22 protein-coding genes are annotated in these 23,119 nt (G+C 48.8%); all 22 read left to right on the top strand.

What is annotated here, in order from left to right:
* Nucleotides 1–10 precede the first annotated feature (10 nt).
* Nucleotides 11–346 (top strand): FtsB family cell division protein, encoded by a 336-nt coding sequence (locus ACDJ58_RS26865; RefSeq protein WP_413373836.1) that lies wholly within the window; start codon nt 11–13, stop codon nt 344–346.
* A gap of 199 nt (nt 347–545) precedes the next feature.
* The gene (locus ACDJ58_RS26860; protein ID WP_053778917.1) at nt 546–1,076 is read left to right on the top strand and encodes a S1 domain-containing RNA-binding protein; all 531 of its coding nucleotides are present in this window, start codon (nt 546–548) and stop codon (nt 1,074–1,076) included.
* Between the two features lie 502 nt (nt 1,077–1,578).
* Entirely contained in the window at nt 1,579–4,086 is a 2,508-nt protein-coding gene (spoIIE, locus tag ACDJ58_RS26855; protein WP_413373835.1) for a stage II sporulation protein E, read from the top strand.
* Nucleotides 4,087–4,170: 84 nt separating this feature from the next.
* Complete coding sequence (locus ACDJ58_RS26850; protein ID WP_413373834.1) at nt 4,171–4,923, top strand: hypothetical protein; 753 nt, start codon at nt 4,171–4,173, stop codon at nt 4,921–4,923.
* Nucleotides 4,907–5,854 (top strand): serine/threonine protein kinase, encoded by a 948-nt coding sequence (locus ACDJ58_RS26845; protein ID WP_413373833.1) that lies wholly within the window; start codon nt 4,907–4,909, stop codon nt 5,852–5,854. Before ACDJ58_RS26850 ends, ACDJ58_RS26845 begins: the two co-directional genes overlap by 17 nt.
* 44 nt (nt 5,855–5,898) lie before the next feature.
* Nucleotides 5,899–7,338, top strand: a complete 1,440-nt coding sequence (tilS, locus tag ACDJ58_RS26840; RefSeq protein ID WP_413373832.1) for a tRNA lysidine(34) synthetase TilS — start codon at nt 5,899–5,901, stop codon at nt 7,336–7,338.
* A 53-nt stretch (nt 7,339–7,391) separates the two neighbouring features.
* The gene (gene hpt, locus ACDJ58_RS26835; protein WP_024633729.1) at nt 7,392–7,931 is read left to right on the top strand and encodes a hypoxanthine phosphoribosyltransferase; all 540 of its coding nucleotides are present in this window, start codon (nt 7,392–7,394) and stop codon (nt 7,929–7,931) included.
* Nucleotides 7,932–8,032: 101 nt separating this feature from the next.
* Nucleotides 8,033–10,078, top strand: a complete 2,046-nt coding sequence (gene ftsH / locus ACDJ58_RS26830; RefSeq protein WP_413373830.1) for an ATP-dependent zinc metalloprotease FtsH — start codon at nt 8,033–8,035, stop codon at nt 10,076–10,078.
* A 298-nt stretch (nt 10,079–10,376) separates the two neighbouring features.
* Nucleotides 10,377–11,315, top strand: a complete 939-nt coding sequence (nadA, locus tag ACDJ58_RS26825; RefSeq protein WP_024633731.1) for a quinolinate synthase NadA — start codon at nt 10,377–10,379, stop codon at nt 11,313–11,315.
* Nucleotides 11,316–11,351: 36 nt separating this feature from the next.
* Entirely contained in the window at nt 11,352–12,971 is a 1,620-nt protein-coding gene (gene nadB, locus ACDJ58_RS26820; protein WP_413373829.1) for an L-aspartate oxidase, read from the top strand.
* A complete protein-coding gene (gene nadC / locus ACDJ58_RS26815; protein WP_413373828.1) occupies nt 12,968–13,834 on the top strand; it encodes a carboxylating nicotinate-nucleotide diphosphorylase in 867 nt (288 codons plus the stop codon). The genes nadB and nadC overlap by 4 nt, the downstream gene beginning before the upstream one ends.
* Nucleotides 13,835–13,840: 6 nt before the next feature.
* Nucleotides 13,841–14,611: a type III pantothenate kinase gene (locus tag ACDJ58_RS26810; protein ID WP_413373826.1), complete on the top strand. Its 771-nt coding sequence runs from the start codon at nt 13,841–13,843 to the stop codon at nt 14,609–14,611.
* Between the two features lie 95 nt (nt 14,612–14,706).
* Nucleotides 14,707–15,597 carry an Hsp33 family molecular chaperone HslO gene (hslO, locus tag ACDJ58_RS26805; RefSeq protein WP_413373825.1) on the top strand — a complete coding sequence of 297 codons (891 nt, stop codon included), beginning with the start codon at nt 14,707–14,709 and terminating at the stop codon, nt 15,595–15,597.
* Between the two features lie 24 nt (nt 15,598–15,621).
* Nucleotides 15,622–16,572: a peptidyl-prolyl cis-trans isomerase gene (locus tag ACDJ58_RS26800; RefSeq protein WP_413373823.1), complete on the top strand. Its 951-nt coding sequence runs from the start codon at nt 15,622–15,624 to the stop codon at nt 16,570–16,572.
* Between the two features lie 338 nt (nt 16,573–16,910).
* Nucleotides 16,911–17,849: a cysteine synthase A gene (cysK, locus tag ACDJ58_RS26795; RefSeq protein WP_413373822.1), complete on the top strand. Its 939-nt coding sequence runs from the start codon at nt 16,911–16,913 to the stop codon at nt 17,847–17,849.
* 141 nt (nt 17,850–17,990) lie between these two features.
* Nucleotides 17,991–19,562: an anthranilate synthase component I family protein gene (locus tag ACDJ58_RS26790; RefSeq protein WP_413379843.1), complete on the top strand. Its 1,572-nt coding sequence runs from the start codon at nt 17,991–17,993 to the stop codon at nt 19,560–19,562.
* 48 nt (nt 19,563–19,610) lie between these two features.
* Complete coding sequence (pabA, locus tag ACDJ58_RS26785; RefSeq protein ID WP_079347471.1) at nt 19,611–20,186, top strand: aminodeoxychorismate/anthranilate synthase component II; 576 nt, start codon at nt 19,611–19,613, stop codon at nt 20,184–20,186.
* 2 nt (nt 20,187–20,188) lie between these two features.
* A complete protein-coding gene (locus ACDJ58_RS26780; protein WP_413373821.1) occupies nt 20,189–21,073 on the top strand; it encodes an aminotransferase class IV in 885 nt (294 codons plus the stop codon).
* Nucleotides 21,070–21,933: a dihydropteroate synthase gene (folP, locus tag ACDJ58_RS26775; RefSeq protein WP_413373820.1), complete on the top strand. Its 864-nt coding sequence runs from the start codon at nt 21,070–21,072 to the stop codon at nt 21,931–21,933. Before ACDJ58_RS26780 ends, folP begins: the two co-directional genes overlap by 4 nt.
* Nucleotides 21,934–22,034: 101 nt before the next feature.
* Entirely contained in the window at nt 22,035–22,397 is a 363-nt protein-coding gene (folB, locus tag ACDJ58_RS26770; protein ID WP_053778905.1) for a dihydroneopterin aldolase, read from the top strand.
* Nucleotides 22,398–22,406: 9 nt separating this feature from the next.
* A complete protein-coding gene (gene folK / locus ACDJ58_RS26765) occupies nt 22,407–22,955 on the top strand; it encodes a 2-amino-4-hydroxy-6-hydroxymethyldihydropteridine diphosphokinase (RefSeq protein ID WP_024633743.1) in 549 nt (182 codons plus the stop codon).
* Complete coding sequence (locus tag ACDJ58_RS26760; protein WP_063568397.1) at nt 22,907–23,110, top strand: helix-turn-helix domain-containing protein; 204 nt, start codon at nt 22,907–22,909, stop codon at nt 23,108–23,110. Before folK ends, ACDJ58_RS26760 begins: the two co-directional genes overlap by 49 nt.
* Nucleotides 23,111–23,119 lie beyond the last annotated feature (9 nt).

The following is a 23,119-nucleotide window of genomic DNA, read 5'->3' as shown; positions in this document are numbered from 1 at the left end:
AGGTCCGATAATGGGTAAAACACCTATGAGCAAATCAAAAGCTCCAGCAGGCCAAGGAAAATCTGCAGGTGCCAAAAGGCGTCTCATGCTATGGATGACCTTTATGGTTGTGTTTATCATTTGGGCAGGATATACGTTCCTTGTGCAGACTGCGCAAATTTCGGACAAGAGTTCTCATCTGGCTGCCCAGCAATCTTCAAAGGAAGAGACGTTGAAGAAGCTGGATCAATTGAAGTACGAAGTCAGTCGGTTGAAGGATCCCGAATACATAGGACAGCTGGCTCGAAAAAAAGGATACTATCTGCCTGAGGAAACACCAATTCAGGTTGAAGAGTCAGGGAACTGATGTAATTTGGCTCATTATCGAGCAAGGATTGTTATCTATATGTCTGAAGCCGTTATACCGGAAAAAATAGGCTACCTTAGGGGGTAGTGCTTAGTTGACCTTGGTTTGCGGCATAAGGTATAATTAAATTAGCACAGCATTGATTTTGGCATTCAAAAAAATCGGGTTGTATATTTTTAAGGGAGGATCATTTTATTCTATGGCAATTGAAGTGGGCACCAAGTTAGAGGGCAAGGTGACAGGCATCACGCATTTTGGAGCATTTGTGGATCTGTCAGGAGGTGTCACGGGTCTCGTTCACATCTCGGAAATCGCCGACAATTATGTCAAAGATGTCAACGACCACCTGAAGCTTAATGACCTCGTTACCGTTAAGGTCATCAACGTTGACAAGGATGGCAAGATTGGGCTTTCCATTAAGCAAGCTGTTGACAAACCGGTTGAGCAACAAACACAGTCCAGACCCCCAAGAGCTCCTAGACCGGAACGCAGTGGAGGAGATCGCGAACGATTCAGCGGTGGAGGCCCAAGTGGTGGCCAAGGCCGTGGCGGCGGTGGTGGTGGTGGTTTTAACCGTGACCGCGGAGGCCGTTCTTTCAAGCCCGCAGCAGGCAAACCTTCATTTGAGGATAAAATGTCACGCTTCCTGAAAGATAGCGAAGAACGGATCTCTTCGCTGAAGAAGAACACAGAAGGCAAACGTGGTGGCCGTGGAGCCAAACGCGTGTAATCTGGTTCAACCTGATTTAAAATATAAGAAAAACCGTTAGCCTTGGGGCTGGCGGTTTTTTTGCGTTTGTTTTTAATTTTGGAGTTTAACCATTCAGATATAGACATTTAACCGGATTCATAGCCGTTTTTGTAAAGTGAAGCTCCATATCCCCAGTTTTTCTGCACAGGAAAAAAAGTACATAAGAACATTTGTCGTCTACCATTTTTTACCGACAGGTTTCCGTGGCATTCCACAGGTATCCTGCTCAAATCGTGGCGATGACGAAGCGCGTCCGGTTCAAAATCAGACAAGTGTCTTGTCGGCAAGGGTCGTGGCAAATGGATGAAACCACAATAAGGCCGGGGGTTCCGCACCACCGCGCCGCGTCTGTTTCTTTTGTCGTAAAGTTTTTGGACCCTACCCACCAATTGTGACAAACTACGTCTTCTATTCTATCTATAATCAGAACCATCGAGAACGAAACACGAAAATTAAATTAATCGAATGGGGTGCCTTGAGGATGATGGAAAAGTGGAATGTCATTCAATTTCCGGGAATGAAAGCTGGTAAAGGAGGTACAGAAGCTCGGGAGGAGCTGTCGGTACGTCTCAAACAGTGGATTAGCTCCCGCAAGGCCGTCCAGATCGTTGCTGCACGTAAATGGGTGCTGCTTCTCACCTTTATGGGATTTTTGCTGGGCAAGGCTATGATTCTGAATGAATTATCGCCCTTTGCGATTGCTTACTTTGCGGTTATTGCTTTCATGCGCAGGGATTACATTATTCCGGTAGGGGCTGCGTTGCTCGCAGGAAGTCTCTTCGCCCCGTTCCCAGTACCGCTGATTGTTGCTTCGGAGATCGCCATCTTCTATCTGTTGTTCAGAGGACTGGAATCTTATGACCGCGCTGAATTATCTTATGCGCCAACGATGGTGTTTACGACTACTTTTATGGTCAAGTTATTCGCTGTCGTCATTGGGCCATCGTTCAGTTGGTACGCCATGCTGATGCTCACGATGGACTCTATACTCAGCTTCGTGCTCACCCTGGTTTTCATACAGGCTATACCGATCTTCACGTATCGCAAAAAAAAATTCAACCTAAAGAACGAGGAGATCCTCTGTCTGATCATCTTACTGGCCTCCGTAATGACGGGGGCGGTGGGCTGGACGATCCAGTCCCTGTCTGTAGAGCATATGCTCTCCCGGTATCTCATTCTGATCTTTGCGCTGGTGGGCGGAGCCCCCCTCGGAGCCTCGGTTGGGGTCATTACTGGTCTCATTCTGAGTTTGGCCGATATGTCGGCGGTATATCAGATGAGTCTGCTTGCTTTTGCTGGCATGCTGGCGGGTATGCTCCGGGAAGGAAAACGTGCAGCGGTCGCGTTAGGTATGCTACTGGGTTCCTCTATTCTATCCATATATCTGGGTGGTCCGGGAGATGTCATGAATTCCTTATGGGAGACATGTGCAGCCATTGTTCTGTTTATGTTAACGCCAAAAAGCATGCTGACGGCGATATCCAAATATGTTCCTGGCACGCAGGATCATACGAAGTCGCAGCATGAATATGCGAAGAGAATACGGGATGTCACCGCAGAACGGGTTACCCGCTTCTCTCAGGTATTCCGTCAGTTGTCGCGCAGCTTCGATCAGATGTCCGGCGCGGGGGAGCCGGTACAGAACGAAGGCGGGATGGAGCATTTCATGAATGCTGTAGCCGAAGGCACATGTTCGGGTTGCTTTAAGAAGGATCAATGCTGGGATGCGAAGTTTATTCAAACCTATAAATACATGACGGACGTGATGAGTTCCATTGAAGCCAACCCGGAGATGTCAGGCAAGCAGATTCCGGTGGAATGGAATAGGGTATGTGCGAAACCGGAGGAGGTACTTGAAGTGATGCGCGCCCAGTATGGTCTGCATCAACATAACATGCAATGGAAACGTCAGATTATAGATAGTCGACAGCTGGTTGCAGAGCAATTATCAGGGGTATCCCAGGTGATGGAGGACCTGGCGAAAGAAATTCAACGGGAAAGTGAGGAGATGGTACAACAGGAGGAGCAGATTCGGGATGCACTTGAGTCGTTAGGTCTGTCCATACATTCTATTGAAATCATTAATCTGGAAGCGGGGAATGTGGAAATTGAGATTGTTCATGCCTATACACGCGGATTTGACGAGTGCCGGAAAATGATCGCTCCGCTGATCTCGGATGTACTGGACGAGCATATTGCCGTCTTGAATGAGACCATGCTCGATCCTCGCCAAGGGCTGGCGACAGTCACATTTGGCTCTGCCAAAACTTTTGAGATAACAACGGGTGTTGCTGCTGCCGCCAAAGGGGGAGATGTGATGTCCGGAGACAGCTTCAGCACGGTTGAACTGGGTAACGGTACCTTTGCGGTTGCACTTAGCGATGGCATGGGTAATGGGGAGCGGGCACGCATGGAGAGCAGTGCTGCGTTAAATATACTGGAGCAATTGTTACAGTCGGGCATGGATGAGAAGCTGGCGATCAAATCGGTGAATTCCGTTCTGTTGCTGCGTTCTCCTGAAGAAATGTATGCAACAGTGGATATGGCTCTGATCGATGAATATACGGCAGAGACCACGTTTATGAAAATCGGATCGACTCCAAGTTTTATTAAACGAGGGCAGGAGGTTATCCAGGTTTCGGCAAGCAATCTGCCGATTGGAATTATCAAAGATATTGAGGTAGATCTGGTAACCGTACAGCTTCAGCCAGGGGATGTTTTAATTATGATGACAGATGGTATCTATGATGCACCGGGGTATGCCGTCAATAAAGAACTATGGATGAAGCGGCTCATTCAGGAAATTGATAGTGATGATCCTCAGGAAGTAGCAGACTGCCTACTTGAAAGTGTTATTCGTTACCAGCAACATGAGATCTATGATGATATGACTGTAATTGTAGGCAAAATAGAACATTATCGCCCGGAGTGGGCCACATTGAGAGTACCCGGAATAAGCCGGATGGAACGTCCGCGTACCGTCAGTTAATGCATATTCCTCTGTTTGAAGTCTCTTCATTCTGGCAATGCTAGTCATAGAGTTGGAGAGTAACCCAAAACGGAGGGATATCGGATGAAACAAATCTTGTTGATCACCGACGGTTGTTCCAATGTAGGCACAAGTCCGGTGCTGGCTGCGGCGGAAGCGCGAGAAGAGGGAATTACCGTTAACGTGGTCGGTGTTATTGATTATGGAACCATTGGTGAGATGGGCAGTCGGGAGATCGAGGATATTGCCAAAGCCGGAGGTGGAATCAGTCAGATCGTAGGCACCAGACAGCTTGCCCATACGATGCAGATGATGACAAGAAAAACGGTGGTTCAGACCATTCAACAGGCGGTTAATAGAGAGTTAACACAAATTCTGGGAGAGCATGAGCCGAAAACGGTAACAGACCTTGAACCGGCAAAACGTGCGCAGGTCGTTGAAGTGATGGATGATATGGCCGAGACAACACCACTTCAGGTCGTGCTTCTCATTGACGTAAGTGCCAGTATGAAGCCGAAGCTTGCTGCTGTGGAGGAAGGGATTCGGGATTTAATGCTTAGCTTGCAGGCACGTATGGGTCAGAGCCATCTTTCCGTCTTTCATTTTCCTGGACGACATAGCGGAGAAGAAGCTGTCATGGACATCGATTGGACAGTTGACGCGAGCCGTGTTCGTTCGCTGTTTGGACGTTTGCAAATGAAGGGAGCGACGCCGACAGGTCCTGCGATTCAAAGGGTGATTGATTTTTACCGTTATGGTACACTGGAGGAACAGCAGGAAATAGAAGGGAACTATCGCATTGAAAGAGAAGGGATGCTCGGTGACAACGTTGTCTGACGCCTCTTTCCCGCCAGGAACAGTCATCACAGGGAAATGGAATCGCAGCCGTTATACGATTCGGAAGCTGCTGGGCAAAGGAGCCAACGGCATCGTTTTTCTTGTCCAGCGGGGTGAGAATGGCAAACATTATGCGCTTAAAATGGGATTTGACCCAGTAGATCTGCAATCGGAAATTAATGTGCTCAAATCTTTTCAATTACAGCGTAATCATGAGGCCCTTCGGCAGAGTGGCATTCCTTCTTATTTGAAAGATGTGGATGACTACGCTATTCGTGGTCGTGATATTCCCTTTTATGTGATGCGTTACGTTCGGGGGGAGTCTCTGCACCACTTCATTCGGCGTCAGGGAACGGACTGGACACTTCTGGTTGGACTCAGACTATTGCAGAAGCTGGCTCAATTGCATCGGGCTGGATGGGTGTTTGGCGATCTCAAACCTCAAAATGTACTCGTATCGGATTATGGGCAGGTAGAACTTATCGACTATGGCGGAGTGACTTCTATCGGCCGGAGCGTCAAGCAGTTCACTGAATGGTATGATCGCGGATTCTGGAATGCGGGCAGCCGAACAGCAGATGGTACCTATGATGTGTTTGCTTTTGCGCTATTACTGATTCATGTACTTGAAGCTGGTGCACTTAAAGCGCTAGCTGCAGAAGGATTACCTCAACTGCGAAGTGTGAACCAGCTCACAGCTCTCGTGGAGCGCAGCGAACGTCTCCGCCCCTTTCGAAACTGGACTATTCAGGCATTACGAGGTCAATTTCAGGATGCCGGACACGCGGCTAAGGTCTGGAAAGAGATGATGGCACGCCCTTCTCCTCTTCGTCGCCGTTCCAAAAGTACAACACCGCGTTGGCTCAAAAATGCATTTGCTGTATCCGTTATATTACTTATTGGGGTACTCATCTATGCACTGCGATTCTGACCTGTGAGAGTGCATATACATAACGTAAGGAATGAGGAACAGGTATGGAGGCTTTACGCTGGAACAAGCTGGTGAATAACGTACTGGATGCAGCGGAAGAGCATCAGTTATGGGTTCCCGGGGATCGGATTGTCGTCGCAGTATCGGGCGGACCGGACTCGGTAGCTTTTTTGCATATCATGCATGAGATCAGTACCAGGCATGTCCCGCTTGAATTGATTTGCGCCCATGTACATCATGGTTTTCGGGTTGAATCAGATCACGAAGCCGAGATGATGAAGGAACTTGCGCACCGGCTTGGCATTGCATTTGAATGGGTAAAGGCCAATGTACCTTCTTATATGAAGCTTACCGGTCAAGGTTCTCAGGAAGCCGCGCGCAATAAGCGATATGAGTTTTTGCATGAAGTGGCTGCTAAATACGATGCGGCGAGCATTGCACTGGCCCATCATGCCGACGATCAGGCAGAGACGGTTATGCTCCATTTGCTGCGTGGGAGTGGTCTTTCCGGACTCGCGGGAATGAAGTTTAAACGGCGAGAAAAAAATGTGGAACTTATTCGTCCATGCCTTCGTATAAACAAGACAGACCTTGTAGAAGCTTGTAATACCCAGGGTTTTCTGTATTTTAATGATGAAAGCAATTCCCTGCGTAAATATCGGCGTAATGCCATTCGCTTGGATGTGCTCCCTTTTTTGGGGCAATATAATGGACAGTTGACGCCGTCTTTGAATCGACTTGCCGAAATTGTGGGCGATGAAGACGATTTCATGGAACAAGGTGCATATGACGCATACAGGTGTCTAGTGCAGGCGAACGGCGGAAGGCAAACCTTTGAGGTGCCTTCCTTTTTGAAGTTACATGTCGCTTTACAACGAAGGTTGATTAAACTAATATTGAATTATCTGCCTTTGGACAGTGATTTTGTCGACTTTACCCGTATTGAGACCATTCGCCGCAAGGTTATTCAGCCTGACGCGACGACCTGGAGCCTGGATATAGGACAGACACTCGCCTGCACCCGGGAGTATGATCTGATCTCTTTCGGCATACGGACTGACGTACAGGATCAATCTTACGAATATCGTCTTGCTCAATGGAGCGGAACTTATGAGCTTTCTCTCACGGAAATTGACCGGCATGTTCGGCTCGTTCCGATGAGTCCCGAGGACTATCATGTACCGGAATCGGCGGATCATGCCGCATTTGATGCGGATCAACTGCTTATGCCGCTGGTTGTGCGTTCAAGGTTACCTGGAGATACCATGAAAGTGATGGGATTAAACGGAAGCAAAAAGGTGAAAAATATTTTCATCGATGAGAAAATTCCCCCTTCTGTCCGTTCACGGGTTCCCGTGGTATGTGATGGAGCAGGCAATATCATCTGGTTACCGGGTGTTCGCCGGTCTAGTGTAGCTCCTGTCAGGGAGGATACTTCCGCAATCCTGTACATGACTGTAGGCGATTCAGCGATTCAGGGGTAGTGGTTATGGTTCAGGTAAGGCTTTCATATGTATAACTTAGGAGGTTCGCACAGTTGCAGAACGACATTCAGGAAGTATTGATCAGTGAAGAAGAAATTCAGAGTAAAATCAAGGAATTAGGCGCAACAATAAGTGCCGAATATGCAAATCGCAATCCTTTGGTCATTTGTGTGCTCAAGGGTGCGTTTATATTTATGGCTGATTTGGTTAAGAACATTACGGTACCTGTTGAGATGGATTTCATGGCAGTATCGAGTTATGGTGCTTCCACCAAATCATCTGGCGTGGTTAAAATCATTAAGGATCTGGATGAATCCGTTGAGGGACGCGAGGTTCTGATTGTAGAGGACATTATTGATAGTGGACTCACGCTCAGTTATCTGATTGAACTCTTGCAGAACCGCGGTGCTGAATCCGTCCGTGTGGTTACGCTATTTGACAAGCCTTCAGGTCGCAAAGTCGAACTTGAAGCTCATTACACCGGCTTTGACATTCCGGACGCATTCATCGTTGGCTACGGCCTGGATTATGCCGAGAAGTACCGGAACCTCCCTTACATCGGGATTCTGAAACCTGAAGTTTACAGCAACTAATGCTTAAGCTAGTTCCAAGCCCATATCTGTTGGTGGCTTCTGTTGAGAAGCTATGTCGGGCTATGTTAAAATAATTAAAGTGTCTCGAGAGGAGGTAGGGGATGAATCGGTTCATCCGGAATTCTGGTTTTTATTTGATTCTTTTTTTAGTTGTGGTGGGGATAGTCCAGTTCGTCAGCAATGGCGGCGAAGCCACCGATAATCCTAGATATGATCAGTTGCGCACGGCGATTAAGGCCAATAACGTCTCTGAATTGACGGTTCAATTCAACGGTCAGACGTACCTCGTGACCGGTCAATACAGGGAGACGCCTGACGGAGCCAAATCAGAAAATTTCTCAACGTATATTCCTCCTACGGATGAGGCAATTAGTGAGCTTGTAACTGCAAGCGAAACGAACAAATTCCAATATCATCAGGAACCTATGAAAGGTGACAGCATCTGGTTGACGTTGCTGACTTCCTTTATTCCTTTGATCATTATGTTCCTGCTGTTCTTCTTCCTGTTTAATCAGGCTCAAGGCGGCGGCGGTAAAGTAATGAACTTTGGTAAAAGCCGTGCTCGTCTCTATAACGAAGAGAAGAAGCGGGTTACGTTTGAAGATGTTGCGGGTGCTGACGAAGAGAAACAGGAGCTTGTTGAAGTCGTGGACTTCCTCAAGGACCCTCGTAAATTCGCAGCAGTAGGTGCACGGATTCCTAAAGGCGTATTGCTTGTAGGTCCTCCGGGTACAGGTAAAACCTTGCTCGCTCGTGCTGTTGCTGGTGAAGCGGGTGTACCATTCTTCAGTATTTCCGGTTCTGACTTCGTTGAAATGTTCGTCGGTGTCGGTGCATCTCGTGTACGTGACTTGTTTGAAAATGCGAAGAAAAACGCCCCATGTATCATCTTTATCGATGAGATCGATGCTGTAGGACGTCAGCGTGGTGCTGGTCTTGGTGGTGGTCACGACGAACGTGAACAAACACTCAACCAGTTGCTCGTTGAAATGGACGGATTCGGAGCCAACGAAGGTATTATCATCGTTGCTGCAACGAACCGTGCTGATATTCTGGACCCTGCCTTGCTGCGTCCAGGACGTTTTGACCGTCAAATTACGGTTGATCGCCCTGACGTGAGAGGCCGTGAAGCTGTCCTGAAAGTACATTCCCGCAACAAACCGATGACCAAAGATGTGAAGTTGGATATTATTGCGAAGCGTACAACAGGCTTCTCCGGTGCGGATCTGGAAAATCTCTTGAACGAAGCGGCATTGCTTGCGGCACGTCGTAATCGCAGAGATATTTCCATGCGTGAGGTAGACGAAGCGATTGACCGTGTCATCGTAGGTACGGAGAAGAAAAGCCGTGTCATCAGTGATCGTGAGAAACGTATCATTGCTTACCACGAAGCAGGTCACACCATTGTAGGTTACTTCCTGGAACATGCCGATATGGTACATAAAGTTACCATTATTCCGCGTGGACGCGCGGGTGGATATGTAATCATGTTGCCAAAAGAAGACCGTATGCTTGTAACCAAGCAGGAGCTGTTGGACAAAGTAACGGGACTCCTCGGGGGCCGTGTTGCAGAAGAATTGTTCATTGGTGAAATTGGTACTGGCGCATACAGTGACTTCCAACAAGCGACAGGTATTGTTCGCAGTATGGTTATGGAGTACGGTATGAGTGAGAAATTGGGTCCTATGCAATTCGGAAGTTCACAAGGACAGGTATTCCTTGGCCGTGACATCGGTCATGAACAGAATTACTCGGATTCCATCGCATATGAGATTGATCAGGAAATGCAACGCTTCATTAACGATTGTTACGAGAAATGTAAGGACTTGCTCGTAAAACATTCGAAAGAGATGCATCTGATCGCACAAACATTGCTCGAAGTGGAGACATTGGAAATGGATCAGATCAAGGAATTGATCGAGACAGGTTCCCTGACTCCAAAAGATGAGAACAGCAATGATGGTGAAGGTACGCCAAACGAAAGCGGAGAGGCGATCATCGACAACATCGGTGATGTCCGTGTCCGTATCCAAGGCAAAGATGAAACGCCTGAACCACCAGCCGGAGATATTCCTAACGAAGCTCCGAATCTGGACAAAGGAAACAGCAATGACCCGGATGATGGTGGAACGAAGCCAACGTCTTAATTCATAACACCATCAGTCTTTAGTGGCAGATGACAAAGAGAGCCTTCGGGCTCTCTTTTTTTTATGTATTCGTTCAAATTGTATAGATAACGATAACCGGGAGCTTTAGGGCGAACTACGTAGGAAATGGGTGGTTATGTCCTTGTTCTGGGGCGTTTTCATTTATTGACAGAGTCGTGAACGTTGTGTACATTAGGTGTTAAACCGCTTGTGATTCGTTTCTCAAGCGAAAATAACGACTTGGATTTGCCATATGAAACAGCGTATGAGGCTGTCCCGATAAAGGAGAGGATCACAGGTGGAAGCTCTGGCTTTAGAGCGCAAGGCTGAGATGAACCGGGAGCTGCGCGAGCGGCTGATGGAGTTGAAGAAGGAACGTAATGCCATTATTCTTGCCCATTATTATCAACGTGACGAGGTGCAGGAGGTCGCTGACTTCCGGGGAGATTCTTTTCTGCTAGCTCAGAAGGCAGCACAAACCGATGCGGATGTTATCGTTTTCTGTGGGGTTCATTTTATGGGTGAAAGCGCTAAAATTCTTGCCCCTAACAAAACGGTTATCATCCCCGACGAGCGTGCAGGCTGCCCAATGGCAGACATGGTGAACGTTGAAGGCTTACGTAAATTGAAAGCACAGCACCCGAATGCCAAAGTTGTAACGTACATCAATTCTTCAGCTGAGATCAAGGCAGAGACCGACATCTGTTGTACATCGGCCAATGCTGTCAGAGTCATTCAATCTGTTGATTCCGATGAAATCATCTGGGTACCGGATAAAAATCTGGGACATTATGTGCAACAACATACAGACAAGAAAATGATTATCTGGGAAGGTTACTGCAATACCCATGATATGCTGACGGTCAAAGACGTGGTTGAGATGAGAGCGAAGCATCCAAATGCCGAGTTCGTTGTTCACCCAGAATGTCGTCCTGAGGTTGTAGAGATGGGTGATTTCGTAGGTAGCACAACCGCCATTCTGGAATATTGTAAGAATTCGTCCGCTAAAGAATTTATCGTAGGTACCGAGGATGGTACAGGATACCAACTGCGTCTCGATAGCCCGGATAAACAATTCCACTTTGCTACCAAGTTCCTCGTATGTCCGAACATGAAGGTCAACAACTTGAAAAAGCTGGTTAAATGTCTGGAAACGATGAAGCCGCAAATTTATGTACCGCCAGCGGTTGCCGACAAAGCCAGAGAATCACTAGAGCGCATGTTACTGGTGAAGTAGCATGCGCTACTCTTGCTCCAAGACAGGTGAAATAACATGATACCGCAATATTTAGTGGATTTTGATCTGTCCGCGCTGCCGATGGTGGAGACGGATGTGCTGGTTATTGGTTCGGGCATTGCCGGTTTGTTTACTGCGATCAAGGCTAGTGAACAATGCAGTGTGTTGATGATCACGAAGAAGTCGTTACTGGAAAGTAACACCCGGTATGCGCAGGGGGGGATTGCTGCGGTTATTGCTGAGGATGATTCACCTGCCTACCATTTGCAGGATACACTTGTTGCAGGAGCGGGACTATGCCGCTCCGAAGCAGTAGAAGCATTGGTGAACGAGGGCCCGGACGGAGTGAAAGAACTGATTCGACTGGGTACTTTGTTTGATCTGGAGAACGGCGAGTTGGCGTTGACGCAGGAAGGTGCGCACAGCCACCGCCGTATTTTGCATGCCAATGGGGATGCAACGGGATATGAGATTGTGCGTGCACTAGCTGCACAGACGAATGAACATCCGGGAATTGAAGTGTGGGATGAGCATTTTGTCATTGACCTGATTACAGAGCAGGGAGAATGTGTAGGTGCGTTGGTTCAGAAGGCTGATGGTTCGCAAGTATTTGTGAAGGCAGAGGCAACCGTACTATGCTCTGGCGGGGCTGGACAGTTGTATCGATACACCACTAACCCGGAAGTGGCTACAGCAGATGGCGTGGCGATGGCCTATCGTGCCGGAGCGGTTGTCCGGGACATGGAGTTTATCCAATTTCACCCGACCTCCCTTTGTTATCCGGGAGCACCACGTTTCCTGGTGTCTGAGGCTGTACGTGGCGAAGGAGCCTATTTGCGCAATGTGAAAGGCGAGCGCTTCATGGAACGGTATCATGCACAGCTTGAACTGGCACCACGTGATATCGTCGCCCGGGCAATTGTCAGTGAGATGGAGTCGACAAACAGTACCTTTGTATATTTGGATATCACTCATGAACCACCGGAGATGATTAAACATCGGTTTCCTACCATCTTTGAGACCTGTATGCGATACGGACTGGATATGACCACAGACTGGATTCCGGTCGCTCCTGCTGCACATTACATGATGGGCGGAGTGAAGACGGATCTCAGTGGGGAGAGCAGCATTGGCCGGTTATTTGCCTGCGGTGAGGTATCTTCTACTGGAGTGCATGGAGCCAATCGCCTGGCGAGCAACTCTCTGTCTGAAGCGATCGTATTTGGCCGGAGAATCGTGGATCGTATTCAATCCCTTCCTCCGCTTGCTCCACTACAGACAAGGGTTCCCACATTAACAAGTATTCGCAGGATCATAAAGGAAGATCAGAAACCAGTGTCCGAAAGACGCTTGCGTCTGCAAAAAATGATGGTTCGTCAAGTGGGGCTGCGCCGGAATGGCGCTAACCTGCAAGGAGCAATAGAGAAACTGCAACAAGAACTGCAATTTTTTGATCAGAAGTTTATTCACAAAGAAGAGATGGAATATGCCAACCTTTTGACCTGTGCCTGGTTGGTTACCACTGGAGCATTACACCGCGAGGAAAGTCGGGGAGCCCACTACCGTGAGGATTTCCCGCAGCGTGACGATGCCGTATGGCAGAAGCATAGTCTGCAGCAGCGAGAACAAGCGATTGTGGAGGAATTGATGTCATGATACTGAACGGATATAATGAAGGACTCATCGAATCAATCAAAAACTGGCTTCGCGAGGATGTCGGTGCAGGGGATGTCACAACAAATGTGACGATTCCCGCCGGCAGTCAGTCCAAGGCCGTTATACATGCCAAAGACAATGGAATCATTGCAGGAATTACGGTAGCAGAACTCGTGTTTCAGGTAGTGGATCCGGGTCTTGCGTTCACACCAATGGTAAAAGACGGTGATGTAGTTACACATGGTACGATTCTGGCTGAGGTAGAAGGAAGCACACATAGCTTGCTGACAGGAGAGCGTCTGGCTCTTAACCTGCTTCAGCGCATGTCTGGTATCGCTACCCGTACACGTACTTATGTTGATGCGTTGGATGGCCTTTCTACACGACTGGTCGATACTCGTAAAACAACACCGGGACACCGCTTGCTTGAAAAATATGCAGTGCGGGTTGGTGGCGGAGCAAATCATCGGTTCGGCCTCTATGATGCCGTCATGATTAAGGATAACCATATCAAGGGGGCAGGCGGGATCACTGAAGCGGTACAGCGTGCTCGAGCCGTCATTCCGCATACAATGACCATTGAAGTAGAGACCGAAAACATGGAACAGGTCAGAGAAGCCTTGCAGGCTGGGTCAGATATCATTATGCTGGATAACATGCACCCAGATCGGATGCGTGAGGCCGTCGCTCTTATTCGTGAGCAGGCTCCGCATGTGAAAGTTGAGGCATCGGGCAACGTCTCGCTAAATACCATTCGTGGTATTGCAGAGAGCGGAGTGGATGTAATTTCAGTTGGCAGGTTAACCTACTCTTTTGAGAGCTTGGATATCAGCCTGGATTTAAACGAAAAGAAAGAGGGGTGAACCTCTTTGATTCTTGTGGTAGACGTGGGCAACAGCAATATCGTACTCGGCGTGTATCAAGGCCGGGAGTTGCTCCACCATTTTCGCCTGAGTACATCCCGGCAGTCGACAGTGGATGAATACGGCGTATTGATTTATAATTTATTTCATATGTCGGGTATTTCAACACGCGACATTGAAGGTGTGATCATCTCATCTGTGGTTCCGCCGCTGGTGAATGTGATTGAAGCCATGTGTGAGAAATACGTAGGCAAAAAACCGCTACTCGTTGGGCCTGGTATCCGAACCGGTCTGAACCTGCGGTATGAGAATCCTCGTGAAGTTGGCGCGGATCGCATTGTTAATGCAGTAGCAGCCGTTGAGAAGTATGGCGGCCCTCTGGTTGTGGTCGATTTCGGTACAGCGACCACATTCGACTGTATTGACGAGAAAGGAAATTATCTGGGTGGTGCTATTGTACCCGGCATCCATATTGCAACCGAAGCGCTCTATGAACGGGCGTCCAAGCTACCTCGCATTGAATTGGAGAAGCCCAAGAAAGTCATTGGTCGCAACACCATTCATGCGATGCAGTCCGGCATTATTTATGGTTATGCAGGGCAGGTGGACGGCATCGTGGAGCGTATTCGCGAGGAAATGGGAGCCAAGCCTAGAGTGATTGCAACCGGAGGCCTTGCCAAGCTGATTGCAGAAGAAACACGCAGCATCGATGAAGTGGATCCGCTGCTTACGCTTGAAGGGCTGCGTATCGTTTATGAGCGGAACCGGGAAAGGTAAGAACAGAGACGGCAAACAGCGGGCTGAGATTACAGTCTTATATGTTATGCCGTTTTTTCTATAACTGGCGATTACGCCAAAGGAGGCTGAATGACTTGGAAAACAACAACAAACAAGACCGGTTAATTCGCGGTACAGCAATGAACGGACGGGTTAGGGCCTTTGCTGTCCAGACGACGGAACTGGTTGAGGAACTGCGCAGAAGACATGATACGTTTCCCACGGCTACAGCAGCTATGGGGCGTACGGTTACAGCAGCATCCATTATGGGTGCTATGCTTAAGGGAGAAGAAAAGCTGACTATTCAAGTCAAAGGCGACGGTCCCATTGGACAAGTTGTTGCTGATGCTAATGCAAAGGGTGAAGTTCGTGGCTATGTAAGCAATCCGCATGTACATCTGCCGGCCAACAGTATGGGCAAACTGGACGTTGCTGGCGCAGTCGGAACAGAAGGATTCGTGAACGTAACCAAGGATCTGGGGCTGAAAGAGCCTTATCGCGGCAGTGTACCGATTATTTCGGGAGAACTTGGCGAAGACTTTACGTACTATTTTGCCAAATCGGAGCAGACGCCTTCTGCTGTAGGAGTTGGTGTACTGGTGGATACCGACAATTCGGTTATTGTAGCCGGTGGATTCATTGTACAGTTGCTTCCAGGTTTGACGGATGATGAGATTACGGTGATTGAAAACGCCATTGGTACAATGCCGCCAGTGACGTCTCTGCTGGCTGAGGGGCTTGAACTGGAAGCACTGCTTCGTCGCGTACTGCCTGATGTACAGGTCATGGACGAAATGGATATTCATTTCCACTGTGAGTGTTCACGTGAGCGGGTAGAGAAAACGTTGATCAGTCTGGGTCAATCCGAAATGGAACAATTGATTGAGGAAGAAGGCCAGGCTGAAGTGGTCTGCCAATTTTGCAATGAGGCTTACGATTTCAACAAGGAACAACTTGAGACCATCCTAGAGCAAGCCAAGAACTGATTTTATGCGGGGACGGGACGCGGAATGACAAGACAGGAAAAAGGGTTATGGACGGCTGTAATTGTCTTGACGCTTGGAATGCTGGTGATGGGTTCGGTTATGGTTGTGCAAGGCTTACGGAATGGACGTGAAGGAGCAGATTCGCCTCAGGATGCCAATCAGGAAGAGGGAAGTGCGGTAGCAACGATCAATGGGGAGGTCATCACCAACAAGGAATGGACCGATGCGTTGAAACGGCGCTATGGCAGTGAACTGCTGCTCCAGATGCTCAATCGAAAAGCCGTATATGCGGAAGCGCTCGATCGTAATCTGACGGTGACTCCCAAAGAAATTGCGAAGGAACTTGCCGCGGCCATGGATGGATATGATTCGGAGAAGGCGTATTTTGACGAGATGCAGTCCCAACTGGGTTTATCCAGGCAAGACCTCGAGTTGGAGGCAGGATACCGACTTTTACTTGAGAAAATCGCGACGAGCGGTATACAGATCAAGGATGCAGATATCGAGCATTACTGGAACGAACACCATGAAGACTATGTTTCCCCAGAGAAATATGATCTGTCTATCATTGTATTGAAGGAAGAGGAACGGGCCGAAACAATTCTGGATGCGCTCGACAAGGGAGCAGACTTTGAAGAAACCGCACGTAATGAATCGACGGACAGTTACTCCCGTGATTCGGGCGGTCGTCTGGGATGGATCGAGCAAAACGATCCGTTTCAGTCCGAAGAAATCCTCAAACTTGCAGCTCAACTGGACGTTGGCGATATTGCAGGGCCGGTGAAGGTGGAAGAAGGCTACGCCATCATTAAAATGAACGACAAACAAGAGCCTCAGGTGCAACCCGCAGAAGAGGTTCGCGAAGAGATTTGGATGCAGCTGGCTCTCAGCCAGGCTGATCCCCTGCCCCAGGTGGAGGAAAGGCTTCGCAACAAGTATGAAGCTGTCATCATCACTGAAATTCCGGCATCCTGATTATCCTGCAAACGAATGTCCTGCTGCATCTTGATAAAAATACTCTGTCTACAGCCTTAGGGCCCAGGGCGGAGTATTTTTTTGAGTACTCATATTGACAATAGGTTGTAACGTTGATAAGATAAAAATAATCAAAAACCTACTCATTTACTCGGAATAAAACCATTTATATGAACAAAGAAATCTTCGGAAACCCAGGTTCTGTCCGGTTTATTGCAGACGGAATGAACTCAGACGGATTTCCGTAGTTCTTCTATAACATCTAGAGGCTGCTCGGCCACACATGTATATGGCAACAGGACTTAAGTAGTATTCATCCCACTAAGGAGGGCATTCATATGGCTAAAGTAGTTAATAACGTAACAGAACTTATCGGAGGTACTCCGCTTGTTCGTCTGAACCGTATCGTACCTGAAGGCAGTGCTGAAGTATTCGTGAAACTTGAATACCAGAATCCAGGTTCAAGCGTCAAAGACCGTATCGCGATTAGCATCGTGGAAGAAGCGGAAAAAGAAGGCAAGCTGAAACTGGGTGATACCATCATCGAAGCAACAAGTGGTAACACAGGAATTGGACTGGCTATGGTGGCTGCAGCCAAAGGCTATAAGTCTGTTATTGTTATGCCGGAAACGATGAGCATGGAGCGTCGTAACCTGCTTCGCGCCTATGGAGCTGAGCTTGTGCTCACACCGGGAGCCGAAGGTATGAATGGTGCAGTTAAAAAAGCTGAGGAATTGCTTAAGGAAAATCCATCTTATTTCATGGCTGAGCAATTTAAAAATAAAGCCAACGTGAAGATCCACCGTGAAACGACTGGCCCTGAGATTGTTGAAGCCATTCAATCCGTAGGCGGTACGTTGGATGCTTTCGTTGCAGGAATCGGTACAGGCGGAACGATTACAGGTACAGGTGAAGTATTGAAGGAAACCTACCCTGGGATTAAAATCGTTGCCGTTGAACCAGCAGCTTCGCCAATCTTGGCAGGTGGCAAACCGGGTCCTCACAAAATTCAAGGGATCGGTGCTAACTTTATTCCTGAGATTCTTGATCAGGAAATCTATGACGAGATCATTCACATCGAGAATGATGATGCGTTCGAGACGGCTCGTCAGGTAGCGAAGGAAGAAGGTATTCTATCCGGTATTTCTTCCGGTGCAGCCATCCGCGCAGGTCTGCAAGTAGCTAAACAGTTGGGCGCAGGCAAACGCGTTGTAGTTATCGTGCCAAGTAACGGCGAACGTTACCTCAGTACGCCACTTTACAACTTCGAAGCTTAAGCTTAACAATTGATGAAACAAATCCTCCTTGCCCGCATGCCGGGTGTGGAGGATTTTTTGCTGAATGCTTTTAAAAGCAGCGGCGCTTTAGTATACTATCAGACAATAGAACTAGCGACAGATGGAGGGCGGCAAACCGCAATGACACACCTGATGACAACATACGCCGACTGGACAGAGTGGGCCGGAAAAGGTTGGACCATGATGCCGTATATGATCAAGTCGGATAAGGGACCGTATCATGGCGGTTTACCGTTAACGTGGGAAGCAGCCTGGCAGCAGGCGTCACCCTATGCAATGGTGTTGGAGAATGGTAAAGGCGGAAGGTATACCTTTCTGGGATTAAACCCGGTATCCGTTATTTCCGGCAAGGGCAATGAAGCTGTTATTCATGATCTTATTCAAGGCGGTACCCGGACTGACTGTGGGAAACCGCTTGAAGTATTAAAAAGGTGGGCTGCGCCATACAGTGCACCAAAGGTGAGCGGGGCTCCAGACTTTGGTGGTGGTTGTGCAGGGTATCTAAGCTATGACATAGCCAGATCCCTGGAAAAGCTGCCAACTTTGGCAGAAGACAATCCGGCTCTTCCGGATTATTGGTGGATGCGTTTTGAAGAAATATGGGCGTATGACCATGAACAGCAGGCGCTGTTCTGCATGGTTCATCTGGCTGTACAGCCGGATCAGGATGAAGCTCAGCTTCGCAGGTTGTTCGCAGAAGCAGAAGAGCGAGCAGCAGCCATGCAGCAGCGCTGGCTGCATATTCTGGGATTTGCCCAGGCGGAAGAGCAGCAGCAGGCATTGGAGCATCGCCATAACCACATTCATCTCACTGCGCAATCATTGGATTCGGAGCGGGAAACGGAAGGGTGGCATACCTCCTTTCCCCAACAGGACTTTGAGCAGGCAGTACGCACGGTGCAAGAATATATCCGGCAGGGGGATGTTTTTCAAGTGAACCTGTCCCTGCGACAGGAGAAACGTCTGAAGTCCAGTGCAGAGCACATCTATGAATGGCTCCGTCTCGTGAACCCCTCTCCCTACATGGGAATGCTGCGTAGTCCGGAATTTCAACTGGTGAGCGGTTCACCTGAGTTGCTCGTCAAAGTGGATCATGGCAAGGTGAGCGCTCGTCCAATCGCAGGCACACGGAGAAGAGGGCGGGATGAAGCTGAGGATGAGTTGATGGCCGCTGAGATGCTGAACAGTGAGAAGGAACGGGCAGAACATATTATGCTGGTCGATCTGGAGCGGAATGATATCGGACGAATTGCAGCTTATGGCTCGGTCCACGTGCCTGAACTAATGACGATCGAGAAGTATTCGCATGTCATGCATCTGGTTTCTCAAGTCGAGGGAACGCTGGCAGACGGACTATCCGTATTTGATGTGATCGCAGCGACGTTCCCAGGTGGAACGATTACGGGTGCTCCCAAAGTTCGCACCATGGAAATCATTGAAGAACTGGAGCCTGTGCGTCGCGGACCGTATACAGGTTCGATTGGGTGGATGGACTACAGTGGCAATATGGAGTTGAATATCGTCATTCGTACACTTTCCATTAAAGATGGAGTGGGATATGTACAGGCAGGAGCGGGCATCGTTATCGACTCAGATCCATATCGGGAATATAAGGAGTGCCGCAACAAGGCAAGAGCCATGATGAGGGCTGTGAGTTACAGCGAGGAAGCTGAAGCTGTTAAATTAAAATAATCAAGCAGCCGTCCTCTGTGTGGACGGAAGAGCAGGAGGAACAAAGACATGATACTGGTTATCGACAATTATGATTCCTTCACGTACAACCTGGTTCAATATCTGGGTGAACTGGGGGAGACGGTAGAAGTTCGCCGTAATGATGAGATTGATCTGGCAGGCATCGAGGCATTGGCACCTGATCATATTTTGATCTCACCGGGTCCTTGTACTCCGAATGAGGCTGGCATTAGTCTGGCGGTCATTGATCACTTCAAGGGCAGTATTCCGATCTTCGGCGTATGTCTGGGACATCAGGCGATTGGACAGGCTTTCGGAGGCAATGTTATTCGTGCCGACCGCATGATGCATGGCAAAACATCGGAGATGCATCATAACGGAACATCCGTATTTACCGGATTACCATCGCCCTTCACGGCAACGCGATATCACTCCCTGATCGTAGAACGCAGCAGTCTGCCAGATTGTCTGGAGATTACTGCCGAGACGGCGGAAGGCGAGATTATGGGCTTGCGTCACAAGGAATATGCGATTGAAGGTGTTCAGTTCCATCCCGAATCCATCATTACGGATCACGGTCATCAAATGCTGCGTAACTTCCTGTCTCAGCAGGTAAAGGTATAGAGATGAAATATGCCGCGATAAACGGAGAATTGGTCAATATGGCGGCAGCCGTGGTTCCGGTGACGGATCACGGCTTTTTGTACGGACTCGGATTGTTCGAGACGTTCCGGACGTATCAGGGAGTTCCTTTTCTGCTGGAAAGTCATTTGGAGCGGATGGCTTCAGGCTGCCGTGAACTGGGCATTCCTTTCACAGCAACAGCAGCGGAGGTGACGGAATGGATCAAAAACCTGTTGCTTGCTAATGAACTCCAGGATGCCTATGTGCGCTATACGGTATCTGCGGGCGAAGCCCCGCTGGGGCTACCTTCGGGGGATTATGTGAAACCCAATCATATCGTATTGGCAAAAGCACTACCTGAACCCTCTCCATCTCTATATGAAAATGGTAAAATGCTTCAACGTCTGTCGACGCCCCGTAACACGCCTGAAGGAGAAGTTCGGTTCAAATCGCTGCATTACATGAATAGCATTCTGGCGAAACGGGAACTGAACGGATACGGGCAGCATGTGCAAGGAGCGGAAGGTCTGCAATTAACCCGAGATGGCTACATAGCTGAGGGGATTGTCAGCAATGTGTTCTGGGTGAGACAGGGCGTACTCTATACGCCAGCACTTGCGACTGGCATTTTGCCGGGAATCACCAGAGCCGTTGTACTGGAGCTTGCAGCTCAGCAAGGAATGCCTTGCAAGGAAGGTTTGTTTCCTTGGGAGGAGCTATTACAGGCAGATGAGATCTTTTTGACAGGCTCTGTTGCTGAACTTGTTCCAGTTACTGCGTTGAGGGATCAGGATGGAATGGAAACGGTAATCAGCAGCGGACATATAGGCCCGGTTACAGAAGCGCTACTGGGTATGTACCGGCAGAAAGCGGGGTATACTTCATGACACTTACACCAGTCATTTATGAACGGAATTATGCGTGGGGGCCAGCAGCGCTAAAACTGGGCACACGTACACTTATTATGGGCATTCTGAATGTCACGCCGGACTCCTTCTCGGATGGGGGACATTATACCAGTGTGGAGCGAGCGGTGGCTCACGCCATTCAGATGATGGAAGACGGCGCGGATCTCATTGATATTGGCGGGGAATCCACACGTCCGGGTTCAGATATCGTTGGCGCTGATGAAGAGCTCAGCCGGATCATTCCGGTCATTGAAGCACTGCGGCGGCAGGCTCCACATTTTCCGATATCGGTGGACACCTATAAAGCGGATGTCGCTCGCCAGGCCATTCAGGCTGGAGCACACATCATCAATGATGTGTGGGGTGCCAAGGCTGACCCGGAGATGGCTCGTACTGCGGCAGAACTTGGATGCCCTTTGATCCTAATGCACAACCGGCAAGAACGAGACTATACCAAATATTTGGTTGATGTAGTCAGTGATCTTCAGGAGAGTATACAGATTGCGCTAGAGGCCGGAGTACAACCCGATCAGATTATTCTGGACCCGGGCATTGGCTTTGTGAAAGATCTGAACGAAAATCTGGTGCTCATGTCATCGCTCGGGCTGCTCAATGAGATGGGGTATCCCGTTCTGCTTGCCACCTCGCGTAAAAGGTTTATCCAGAACACCTTACAGGTACAGGCGGATGATGCGCTGGAGGGTACAGCGGCTACGGTTGCCTTTGGCATAGCCCAAGGATGCCAGATGGTCCGTGTCCATGATGTGAAACCGATTCGGCGCACGGTGGACATGAGTGATGCCATGCTGTATGCATCTCCAGGCTTGCGGAGGAAATGATCCTGGCGGGTTCGGTGACCCGTCCAGTAGAAGCGCAGCGTTTTGCAATAGGAACAAACATCGAACCATGAATTCATTATATATAGAGGGCAGGCGAACTTATGGATAGAATGGTAATGCATCGAATGGAGTATTACGGATATCACGGCGTATTTGCCGAGGAACGGAAGCTGGGGGCGCGTTATTATATTGATCTGGAGATCGATATGGATCTGGGCGAGGCTGGGCGTAACGATGATTTGACCAAAACCATCAATTATGCGGAGATCCATGAGCTGGTAAAACAGATCGTTGAAAATAAATCATTCCAGTTAATTGAAGCTTTGGGCGAACATATTGCATCTTCTTTACTAGACACTTATACTATTATCAATGCATTGACAGTCAAGGTGACGAAGCCGCATCCGCCTTTCGATATTCATTTTGGGGGCGTAACTGTAGAGCTTCGCCGCACAAGAAAGTGAGAACCGATCATGATTGCACATTCGACCTCTGAATCTTCAGAGGCTTATATTGCTTTAGGGGCTAATTTGGGTGACCGGGAACAGACGCTGCTTGAGGCGTTAACGTTGCTGGATGCACATCCTCATATATCCGTCCTGCGCTGTTCTGCGCTGTATGAGACGGAGCCGGTAGGTTATGTGGACCAGCCAGCGTTTCTGAATATGGCAACTGCGGTACAGACTACACTTTTGCCAGAGCAGCTGCTCACGGAACTGCTGGATATTGAAACACGGCTTGGGCGGGTTCGTGATATCCGTTGGGGCCCTCGTACAGTCGATTTGGATCTGCTTTGGATGGATGGAGAGACGAGTGATACCGAACGGCTGCAATTGCCGCATCCACGGATGGGTGAACGGGCGTTTGTATTGGTGCCACTGGCTGATATCGTAACCGAAGATGAGCATTCAGGTTTGTATACCTTTGTACAATCATCGTTGTCTGTACTGGATGGAAAGGATGGAATACAGCTTTGGAAAACGTGCAATTGGCCAATCGAATCCGGGCTTTCCGGAAGCTGAAAGGTTTAACACAACAGGAACTCGCTGCTGAGACGGGCATATCGCTGGCCATTCTCGGTATGATTGAACGAGGCAACCGCAAAGTAGTTGAACGGGAGCTGAATCTAATTGCTGGGGTATTGTCGATCAGCATTGAGGAATTACAGGGGAACTAAGACCGCTTT

Origin of the sequence: Paenibacillus taichungensis, from assembly GCF_047302525.1 — a bacterium.
GTDB classification, from domain to species: Bacteria; Bacillota; Bacilli; order Paenibacillales; family Paenibacillaceae; genus Paenibacillus; species Paenibacillus taichungensis_B.
This window is presented reverse-complemented; position numbering and strand designations above follow the sequence as displayed.